This is a genomic window from Myxococcus vastator (assembly GCF_010894475.1).
In the GTDB taxonomy this organism is placed as follows: Bacteria; Myxococcota; Myxococcia; order Myxococcales; family Myxococcaceae; genus Myxococcus; species Myxococcus vastator.
Genome location: NZ_JAAIYB010000428.1, coordinates 1 through 7,215 on the forward strand (window position 1 = coordinate 1; position 7,215 = coordinate 7,215).

Annotated in this window: 4 protein-coding genes; all 4 read right to left on the reverse strand. The window is 69.4% G+C overall.

All coding sequences use genetic code 11. The annotated features are described in order from the left end of the window. Positions 1-116 precede the first annotated feature (116 nt). A complete protein-coding gene (locus G4D87_RS30390; protein WP_205507774.1) occupies positions 117-1,319 on the reverse strand; it encodes a PEGA domain-containing protein in 1,203 nt (400 codons plus the stop codon). Positions 1,320-1,381: 62 nt separating this feature from the next. Next, on the reverse strand, positions 1,382-2,851 hold the full coding sequence (locus tag G4D87_RS30395) for a PEGA domain-containing protein (protein WP_240358732.1): 1,470 nt from the start codon (positions 2,849-2,851) through the stop codon (positions 1,382-1,384). 99 nt (positions 2,852-2,950) lie between these two features. Further along, positions 2,951-4,882, reverse strand: coding sequence for a DNA gyrase/topoisomerase IV subunit B (locus G4D87_RS30400; RefSeq protein ID WP_163786201.1), 1,932 nt, complete (start codon positions 4,880-4,882; stop codon positions 2,951-2,953). A 12-nt stretch (positions 4,883-4,894) separates the two neighbouring features. After that, positions 4,895-7,215: DNA gyrase/topoisomerase IV subunit A (locus G4D87_RS30405; RefSeq protein ID WP_163786202.1), on the reverse strand; the 2,321-nt coding region annotated here is incomplete at its 5' end.

A 7,215-nucleotide genomic window follows, 5' to 3' on the forward strand; every position in this document is an offset into this window, starting at 1 on the left:
GGCTGGCTGATGACGCTCGTCTGGGCGAGCGCGAGGCTGGGGAGGAGCAGGAGGGCGAGCAGGCGCATACGCCCCGGGACTCTAGGCCGCCGCCGTCTCGGGACAAGCGCTCTGCGTCACCAGTCCTCGGTTCCGGACACACCGTCGAGCGGGTCGTCGCCGGGCTTGCTCCGCTTGTCCTGCGCCTTGCCACGGCCGCCCCGGTCCTCCGACGACCAGTCCTCCATGCCGCCGCGGCTGTCCAAGGGGTCCTTGCTCCGGGTCACCTGCTCACCGATGCTGTTCACCAGGTGGTTCACCACCCGCTCCATCTCCTGCTTCAGCTGGCCGAACTCATCGCCCTGGACGGACATGCGCCGCCCCGCCATCTTCTGGCCGGTGCGCGCGTCGTAGTAGCCCAGCGTCAGCTCGGTGCCCTCGCCATTGGCGCGCAGGGTGCCCAGCATCACCCGGTCCAACCCCAGCGACTGCGCCATGGCCGCCACGCCAGACGCCTTCTCACCGGCGCGGTTCACCTCGCCCGCCACCCGGTCCAGCTTCGCGTCGTAGGCCTTGTACGAAGCGGTAGGCACCAACCTGGCGGTGACCTCGGTGTCGTCGGTGGCCACCTCCATGATCTGCCCGTACTGCTGGAAGCCCGGGCGCTCCACGCGCAGCAGGTGCTTGCCAATGGGCAGCGCGGGCAGCGTCACCGGCGTGTAGCCCACGGCCTCGCCGTCCACGTACACGCGCGCGCCCGCGGGCCGCGAGTTCACCGTGGCGGTGCCGCGCAGCTGGGACGTGCGGCTGGTGGCCACCTGCACGCGCAGGGAGAGGAACTCGCGCGTGAAGCGCTTGGGGGACAGCTCATGGGTGGGGGACAGCGCGATGAGGTCGATGAGCGCCAGCTTCGCCTCCTCCACCTCGCCGCGCAGGTGCAGCACGGCGGCGTAAAGCGCCAGCGCGTCACACAGCGGCGAGCACCCGCGCATGGCGCCCGCGGCCCCCTGCAGCTCCTTCAGGGTGGCGCGCACCTTGCGCTCCGCCTCCTCGTATTCCTTCTTGTCGAAGGCGGACAGGCTCTCCGAGTAGCCCTTTCGCCCGCGCTCCAGCGAGGCCCGGGCCGCCGCGTCCTCCGGCATGCCGAACAGCTCCTCCGACTTGCGGACCTTCATGCCGGCGAAGTGGGTGAGGGCGTCGTTCATGTAGCCCTCCATCTGCACGCTGGACGCCTCGGAGGCCGGGTCCATGGGCACCAGGAGGGTGCTGACGCGGCGCGCCTGGGGCGGGGCCGCGAGGGCCAGCGCGGGGAGGAGGACAAGGACGAGGGCGGCTTTCATGGGGTGACCTCTGAAACAGGCGACGCGGGAGGCGGTCCGGGCATTCAACACGCGGCTCCGCCTCAGAATCCGATTCCACCAGAAACGGGGTTGAACGGGCGCCCCTTGTCCTGGGACGTCGCCACGAAGACGGCCCCGGCCGTCACCGCCGCCGCGCCGCCGACCACCGCCCAGAACCACGGGCGCTTGATGAGGGTGGAGAACGCGTTGCCGCCCTCCGCCACCCGGGGCGCCGCGACGCCGGTGACGAAGGCGCGCACCTGGTCCGCCGCCGCGTCCGGGCCGTCCTTCTTCGCGCCCGGCACCAGGGAAATCTCCACGCCGCGCAGCCGCGCGTTGGAGCGCAAATCCCACGCCTGGAGCTCGGCCTGGAGGTAGCCCTTGTCCCCGCGGTCCACCGCCGCCAGCACCACGTAGCGGGCGTTGAGCCGCTCACCAATGGCGCGCGCCTCGGGCGGCGGCGTGTCCCGCTCGAAGGCCTGTTCGGTGCTGGCGTGGACCGCCGCGTCACGCACGGCGGACAGGCCCGGGGTGGGCTCCAGCGCCGCCTTCACCTCGGTGCGCTTGGCGGACGCGACGTCGGTGTACTGGGCGAAGGCCGCGTAGCCGGGGAGGGATACCACCACCGGGTGCTGGCCCGCGGGCAGCTCCACGCCCTTGAGCGGCGTGACGCCCAGCTCCCGGCCCCGCACCAGGACGCTGGCGCCCGCCGGCTCCGACTCCACCACCAGCGTGCCGGCCGGCCGCGCCGTCACCTCGGCGCGGGCCTGGTCGAAGGCCTTCAGCACGTCCTGCCCGAAGAGGGCGGTGTCGGGCGTCATCGACGGCTCCGCCACCACCGCGCGCTTGAACGCCTCCTGGCCGCCGGCGGAGTCGCCGTTGAGCAGCCGCGAGGCGCCCAGGAACAGGTACGTCTTGGCCAGCCGCTCCGGGCTCAGCTCCGCCGGCTGCTTCGTATAGGCCTCCGCCGCGGCCACGAACTTCGCCTCGGCGGCCTCGGGGTCCAGGTTGTCGTAGTCGGTGCGGCCCTGCTCGAAGAGCGTGTCCGCGCGCGTCAGAGGCGCCGGCGGGGACGGCGGGAAGGCCGCGCCCAGGTCCACCAGCGTCACGCCGCTGGCCTTCAGCCGGCTCAGCAGGTCGCCCTCCAGCTTCACCGCGACCTCCTCCACCGTGGACGTCCGCGCCACCGCGAAGAGCGCCACCGGCCCCTCGGCCGTCACCGCCGCGCTGGCCAACGTCGGCTCACCCGCGGCGCCCGGCTCCGCCGCGGGCGTGGCCACGGCCGGGGCGTCCGGAGACACCAGCGGCGTGACGGTCGTCTCGTCGGTGTCGTCCGGAGAGCCGAAAATCCGGGGTTCGATGGATTCGTCGCTGTCCGCGTCATCCGCCGGGGGGGCCTTGGTCGTCTTCACCGGCTGGGTGGTGGCGGGGGGCTTCTTGCTGGACTTCTTCTTCCGCGTGGACTGCCCGTAGGCGGGAGCGGAGGCCAGCAGGAGCGCGAGCAGCAGGGAGGTTCGGCGGAACGTAGTCACGGCGCGGATGCTAGCCGAGCCAGGGCTCCGTCTCAAAAGCCCTGCTGCGCGCGGGCCCCTCCGGGGTAGGAGGGACCCGCGACGGTGATTCCGCCCTGACTAGACGTCCAGGTCCTGGACCTCGCTGGCGCGCTCCATGATGAACCGGAAGCGGGCGCTGACGTCCTTGCCCATCAAGTCGTTGATGAGCCGGTCCGTCTCCAGCGGCTTGTCGATGGTGACGCGCAGGCTCATGCGGTTCTTCGGGTCGAGCGTCGTCTGCTTCAGCTCGTCGGGCGTCATCTCGCCCAGGCCCTTGAAGCGCATGATGTTGGGCTTGGCGTTGCCCTTCGTCTTCTCCTTGATGATGCGGTCGCGGTCCGGCTCGTCCAGCGCCCAGTACGTCTCCTTGCCGATGTCCACGCGGTACAGCGGCGGCTGGGCGATGTGGATGGCGCCGCTCTCAATCAGCGGGCGCAGGTGCCGGTAGAAGAAGGTGAGCAGCAGCGTGGCGATGTGGTGCCCGTCGCTGTCGGCGTCCATCAGCAGGAAGACGCGGCCGTAGCGCAGCTTGCTGATGTCGAAGTCGGAGCCGATGCCGCAGCCCAGCGCGGACACGATGTCCTGGAGCTCCTTGTTCGTCGTCACCTTGTCGGTGGACGCCTGCTCCGCGTTGAGCACCTTGCCGCGCAGCGGGAGGATGGCCTGGGTGCGCCTGTCTCGGCCCTGCTTGGCGGAGCCGCCTGCGGAGTCACCCTCCACGATGAACAGCTCGCTCTGGCCCGGGTCCGTGGACGAGCAGTCCGCCAGCTTGCCCGGCAGGTTGAGCCGGTGGCTGACCGCCGTCTTGCGGCTCACCGCCTGGGACGCGGCCCGGCTGGCCTCGCGCGCGCGGGCGGCCAGGACGATGCGGGCCACCACCGACTCCGCGATGGACTTGTTGTCGTTGAGCCACTTCTCCAGCGCCGGACGCAGCACGCCGTCCACCTGGCCGGACACCTCGGGGTTGTTGAGCCGCCCCTTCGTCTGGCCCTGGAACTGCGGCTCCACCACGTAGGTGGACAGGATGGCGGTGATGCCCTCGCGGATGTCCTCCGCGGTGAGCGTCACGCCCTTGGGCGCGATGCCGTGCGTCTCGATGTAGTTGCGCACCGCCTTCACCACCGCGCCGCGCAGGCCCGCCTCGTGCGTGCCGCCCAGCGGGGTGGGGATGCCGTTGACGTACGAGCGGATGTGCTCGTCGGTGGCCTCCGTCCACGCCAGCGCCGCCTCCAGCCGCACCCCGTTGTCACGCGAGTGGTAGAAGGCCGCGCTGCCCGCGGGCACCAGCGGCTTGTTCCGCTCCGCCACCACCTTGGTGAGGTACTCCGCGATGCCGCCGTCGTGCTTGTACGTCACCGACGTGGGCGGGCTGGACGTCTCGTCCTTCCAGACGACCGTCATGCCCTTGTGCAGGTAGCTCTTGGCCTCCAGCCGCTCGCGCACCAGCTCCGCGTCGAACTTCAGCTTGTCGCCGAAGATCTCCGGATCCGGCTCGAAGGTGACGGCGGTGCCCGTGCCCCGCGTGGCGCCTTCCGCCTTCAGCGTGCTGGTGGCCTTGCCTCGCGCGTACGTCTGGACGTGCTTCTTGCCGTCGCGCTTGATCTCCACGACGAGCTTGCGCGCCAGCGCGTTCACCACCGAGCTGCCCACGCCGTGCAGACCGCCGGAGTGGATGTAGTTGCCCTGCTCGAACTTGCCGCCCGCGTGAAGCGTCGTGAGGATGACCTCCACGGCCGGCTTCTTGTGCTTGGGCATGATGTCCACGGGGATGCCTCGCCCGTTGTCCACCACCGTGACGCTGCGGCAGTCCTTGTGGAGCGTCACCTCCACCGTGGTGGCGAAGCCGTTGATGACCTCGTCCACCGAGTTGTCGAGGATCTCCCACAGCAGGTGGTGATACCCCGTGTTGTCGGTGCCGCCGATGTACATGGCCGGGCGCTTGCGCACCGGCTCCAGACCTTCCAGGACCTGGATGTCCGCGCCTGTATAGGTTTCCTTCTTCGTCGCCATGGCGTCCTCTGCCTAGTCCTTCTTCTCGGGCAACGGGATGAAGGTGACGGGGCGCGTCACCTCCTTCACGGCGTCGCGCTTCGACATCTCGTGGCCCTTGCCGCCGCGGCCCGTCAACCCGTACTTCGCCGGGGACAGGTGCAGCTTGCGGCCCTTCTGCGTCTCGAACTCCAGCTTCGCGTCCTTCTGCGAGGGCGACGCGGCGAGGAAGTCCACCACCCGGTCATTGCCGTCCACCTTGATGACGGTGACGCCCTTGCCCGGGCCCGCCAGCTCGTTGACCTCCGCCACCTTGCACACCAGGGCGCTGGTCTTCTCCGTCAGCACCGCCAGCAGGTCGCGGTCCGTCACCGGCTGCACGCCGATGATTTCGTCGCCTTCACCCGTCTTCGCGTAGCGGCGGCCGGCGCGCGTGGAGACCTCCAGGTGCGGCTCCAGCAGGAAGCGCATGCCCAGGCCCTGCTTCGTCACGCCCACCAGCTTCTGCGGGCGCGGCAGCCGCGCGTCCAGCGACATGGCGGACACCACGCGCTCGCCGTCGTCGAACTTGAAGAACTTCTGCACCGGCTCGCCGTAGCCCGTGGAGGCGGGCACGTCGTTGAAGCGGGTGACGTACGCGGTGCCGAAGTTGCTGAACAGCACCAGGTTCGCCTTCAGGCTGCCGGCCAGCACCGCCATCACCGCGTCGCCTTCACGCAGGCGGGTGGTGGACGGGTCCTTCACCTCGCGCACGCGCTTGACCCAGCCGTCGCGGGTGATGACCACGTGCGCGTCCTCGTCCGCGATGAACGCCTCGGCGCTGAACTCCATCTCCTCGGCGCCCGCGCCGCCAATGCGCGTGCGGCGCTTGTCGTTGTAGCGGGCCTTCATCTCGCCCAGCTCGTCCCGGACCGTGCCCCACACCTTGTTCTTGTCCTTGAGGATGCCCTGGATGCGCTTGATTTCGGCGCGCTTCTCCTTGAGCTCCTTCTGCACGACGAGAATCTCCAGGCGGGCCAGCTTGTAGAGCTTCATCTCCAGGATGGCGTCCACCTGGGCTTCATCCAGCTTGAAGCGGGCGATGAGCTTCCGGGCCGCGTCCTGCTTTCCTTCCGACGCGCGGATGATCTTGATCATCTCGTCGAGCGCGTCGTAGACCTTCTCGAAGCCCTCCAGGATGTGGACGCGCCGGAGCAGCTCGCCCAGCTCGTGCTCGAAGCGCTTCGTCACCACGTCGAAGCGGAAGGTGAGGAAGTACCAGAGGATGTCCTTGAGGTTGAGCCGCTCGGGCGCGCTCAGCTCGGGCTTGTCCTTGATGGGGACCAGGCAGGTGAGGTTGACGCCGAAGTTCGTCTGCAGCGGCGTCTGCTTGTACAGGTACGCCATCACCAGCTCGGGGTTGGCGTCCTTCTTCAGCTCCAGGACGATGCGCACGTCCTTGGTGGATTCGTCGCGCACGTCGGTGATGAGCGGCAGCTTCCGCTCGCGCACCAGGTCGCCGAACTTGGCCACCAGCGTGGACTTGTTCACCGTGTAGGGGATGGAGGTGATGATGATCTGCTGGCCGCCTCGCTTGAGGTCCTCCAGCTTGTACTCACCGCGGATCCGGATGCTCCCCTGGCCCGACTCGTAGATGTCGCGCAGCTCCTTCTTGTCGTTGAGGATCTGCCCGCCGGTGGGGAAGTCGGGACCCTTCACCCACTTGAGCAGGTCCTTCGTCACAAGCTGCGGGTTCTCGATGAGCGCCACCAGCGCGTCCACCAGCTCGCCCAGGTGATGGGGCGGGATGTTGGTGGCCATGCCCACGGCGATGCCCGTGGTGCCATTCATGAGCAGCTGCGGCACCCGCGCGGGGATGACCACCGGCTCCTGCAAGGTGCCGTCGTAGGTCGGCCGGTAGGCCACCGTCTTCTTGCCCAGCTCCGTCAGCAGCTCGCTGGACAGCATCGCCAGGCGGCACTCGGTGTAGCGCATGGCCGCCGCGCCGTCGCCGTCGAGCGAGCCGAAGTTTCCGTGGCCGTCCACCAGCGGGTAGCGCAGCGAGAAGTCCTGCGCCATGCGCACCAGCGCCTCGTAGATGGAGGAGTCACCGTGCGGGTGGTACTGACCCATGACGCTGCCAACCACCTTGGCGGACTTCTGGTACTTGGCTTCATGCGTCAGCCGGTGGTCGTGGTACATGCCGAACAGGATGCGGCGCTGCACCGGCTTGAGGCCGTCACGCACGTCCGGCAGGGCGCGCGAGGTGATGACCGACAGGGCGTAGTTGATGTACCGGCGGCGCGCCTCGTCCGCGAGCGAGGCCGGCACGGAACCGTCACCACTGCCGCCCGCGGAGCCACCCCCTCCGTTAC